This is a genomic window from Streptomyces mesophilus, assembly GCF_011044995.1.
In the GTDB taxonomy this organism is placed as follows: Bacteria; Actinomycetota; Actinomycetes; order Streptomycetales; family Streptomycetaceae; genus Streptomyces; species Streptomyces mesophilus.
Genome location: NZ_JAAKZW010000423.1, coordinates 1 through 2,723, shown reverse-complemented (window position 1 = coordinate 2,723; position 2,723 = coordinate 1). Strand labels below are relative to the sequence as shown.

4 protein-coding genes are annotated in these 2,723 nt (G+C 73.1%); all 4 read right to left on the bottom strand.

Annotated elements, in window-relative coordinates; all coding sequences use genetic code 11:
* Positions 1–278 precede the first annotated feature (278 nt).
* A complete protein-coding gene (locus G6045_RS40200; RefSeq protein ID WP_165337194.1) occupies positions 279–722 on the bottom strand; it encodes a nitroreductase family deazaflavin-dependent oxidoreductase in 444 nt (147 codons plus the stop codon).
* 64 nt (positions 723–786) lie between these two features.
* A complete protein-coding gene (locus tag G6045_RS40195) occupies positions 787–1,131 on the bottom strand; it encodes a GNAT family N-acetyltransferase (protein ID WP_165337193.1) in 345 nt (114 codons plus the stop codon).
* A gap of 195 nt (positions 1,132–1,326) precedes the next feature.
* Positions 1,327–1,683 (bottom strand): hypothetical protein, encoded by a 357-nt coding sequence (locus tag G6045_RS40190; RefSeq protein WP_235968615.1) that lies wholly within the window; start codon positions 1,681–1,683, stop codon positions 1,327–1,329.
* 270 nt (positions 1,684–1,953) lie between these two features.
* Positions 1,954–2,385, bottom strand: coding sequence for an aspartate 1-decarboxylase (panD, locus tag G6045_RS40185; protein WP_165337192.1), 432 nt, complete (start codon positions 2,383–2,385; stop codon positions 1,954–1,956).
* Positions 2,386–2,723: the final 338 nt, after the last annotated feature.

Genomic DNA, 2,723 nt, shown 5'->3' with positions numbered 1-2,723 from the left:
GTCCGGGATGGCCGGGATCCGGCGGGTACGGGCCGGGGGTGGGCCCCGGCCCGACGGGGTCGGGGTACGGCTGGGTCATGGTGAACCTCCTAGGGGAACGGAGGGCCTTTCCTGTCCACTGTCTCCCGGGGCGCGTGCCCGCGCCTGACGAAGCTACTCATGCCGGGGCGGGCCGAGTGCGGCCGCCCGCTTGGCTCCAGCCCGGCTCAGGTCTGATGTGCGCGCTCACTCCGCCCTGCCCGCTCGGCCCGCCTTGCCCGCTCGGCCCGCCCTGCCCCTCAGTCCGTCTTGCGTGTCAGCCGTACGACGGGAATGTCACGCTCCGTCTTCTTCCGGTAGCCGGCGTACTGCGGAAACAGCTCCACCAGGCCGGGCCAGACCCGCTCCTTCTCGTCCGCGTCGAGCGTCACGGCCGTCGCGTCGAAGCGCTCGGTCTCCACGCGCAACCGCACATCGGGGTTGGCCTGCAGGTTCAGGTACCACGCGGGGTGCCGGTCGGCGCCGCCGTCGGACGCCACGAGCAGGTAGCCGTCCCCGTCGCGTCCGTAGATCAGGACAGTCCGGCGCCACAGCCCGCTCTTGCGCCCCTGGTAGTCGAGGAGCAGACAGGGCACACCCATCACCGTCGTGCCCTTGGTGCCGCCCGACTCCTCGTAGGTCCGGGCCTGCTTGGCCACCCAGCCCGTCGGGCTGATCACCACGTCGTCGTCACGGTCCGCCATGTCCTGCTCCTCGTCGTCGGTCGTCTCCGGGGTCAACGGGCCGTACGGGCAAGGATGTTCCCCGTCACCACTTCTCGGGGTCGGCCTCGACCGCCGCCTTCGCCGCGTCCAGGAGTTCCTGCGGCGCGACGGGCGCCTCGTCGGGGTGCTTGGCCGCCCAGCGCACCACGTACGGGCACAGCGGCGCCACGGCGAAGCCTTCGCGCGCGGCGATCGCGTACAGCTCGCGGGTCAGCGAGCCCGCGACGCCCTTGCCCTCGTGGGCGGGCTCCACGACGGTGTGCACCGGCACGAGGGCGGGCGCGGGGTCGTCGAGCACGAAGTACTGGATGTGGCCGAGGAGTTCACCTTCGGCGCGGGCCTCGAGCCGGCCCTTGGGCCGGTCGTCGAAGATCACGGTGTCTGCCATGCGGCCCAGTCTGCCAACCTGACCGCGAGCTGTCTTCCCCGCGCTGGGCGGGCGGTCTTCCCGGCCCCGGGCTGGCCGGGCCGTCTCCCCCGGGCCGGGCCCTGCGGACCGTGTCATCCGGCAGGGCGGGGCGGGTGCCTGCCTCTCCGGCCCAGTGCGGGGCCCGTCTCCCCCAGCCGGGGCCCGGCGGGCGCCTCAACGGTCCCAGCGCGCATCCGCCTCGGCCAGCACCGCCCGCAGGGCGCGTGCGGCGCGGCGGCTCAGGGCCTGCTCCACGCCGGCGAGCCGCTCGCGTTCGTACAAAGGATCCCCGCAGCACTCCCCGTGAGGGTCCGCATCGCTGTCGTAGGCCCATCGTCTGCGGGCAGGCTCGCGGGCGTACTCCTGCCAGCGCAGGACGGCGCGGACGACGGCGCCGGGGAACAGATAGCTGCGGGTGCGCTCCAGCCGCTGGATCTCGGCCATCACCTGTCGGGGCAGGCCGTCGATCTCCCGCTGCGTGGCTCCGTGCGAGGAAGCCGCCGGTGCTGCACGTGGCCGGCTACGCGCCATGGCCCTTTCGCTGCTCGATCATGCGCGCCATCGTGGCACGGCCGCATTGCGTGGGGCACGGGGTTTTCGTCGGGACGCGCGGGCTTGCCGCGGGACGCACCGGCGTTACGTGGGAGCCTCGGCGTTACGTGGGGAGCCTCGGCTCTACGTCGGACGCCTCGGCTCTACGTCGGACGCCTCGGCTCTACGTCGGACGCCTCGGCTCTACGTCGGACGCCTCGGCTCTACGCGGGGGCGAACGGCGATCGTCCGCCCCCGCGTCGACGCATCTCAGCCCCGCGCCACCGCCACCCGCGCCTGCGGGCTGCGCAGCTGGTCCGACCCCGGCACCGGGGCCGAGGCGTCCTCGCCGAGCTCCACGATGCGGTTGTCGGCGTCCACGTGGACGACCGACGGGCGCAGGGTGCGGGCCTCCGCGTCGTCGACCTGGGCGTAGCTGATCAGGATGACCAGGTCGCCGGGGTGGACGAGATGGGCCGCGGCGCCGTTGATGCCGATGACGCCCGAGCCCGGTTCACCCTCGATCACATACGTCTCGAGGCGCGCGCCGTTGGTGATGTCGACGATGTGCACGAGCTCACCGGGCAGCAGATCGGCCGCCGCCATCAACTCGGCGTCGACGGTCACGGATCCCACGTAGTGCAGGTCCGCCTGGGTCACCGTGGCGCGATGAATCTTGGACTTGAACATGGTGCGCAGCATGGAGCTACTCCTGGAGGTCGGCTACCTGCCTGCGTTGGTGCAGGTCAAGTGCTCGCCGACGAGGATACAACCCGGCCGTGCGTCCGGTCCCTGTTGCCGGTGGATGTGGGCGGTACCTCACAGCCGTGGGCGCGGCGCGAGCGGCGCGGCCAGCGACAGGAGCAGATGGTCGGAGTGCGCTCCGGCCGGTAGGCACCGTGCCGGGAGGAACGGTGCCGGGAGGAGCCGGCCGGCATCGAGAGCCGGCACACCGGCACGTCCCGCCAGTGCGCCGCCTCGCGGGCCACGCGCCTGGCAGCAGCCGGCCCTGCCTCAGGCCCGGGCCCCCCGCCGCAGCC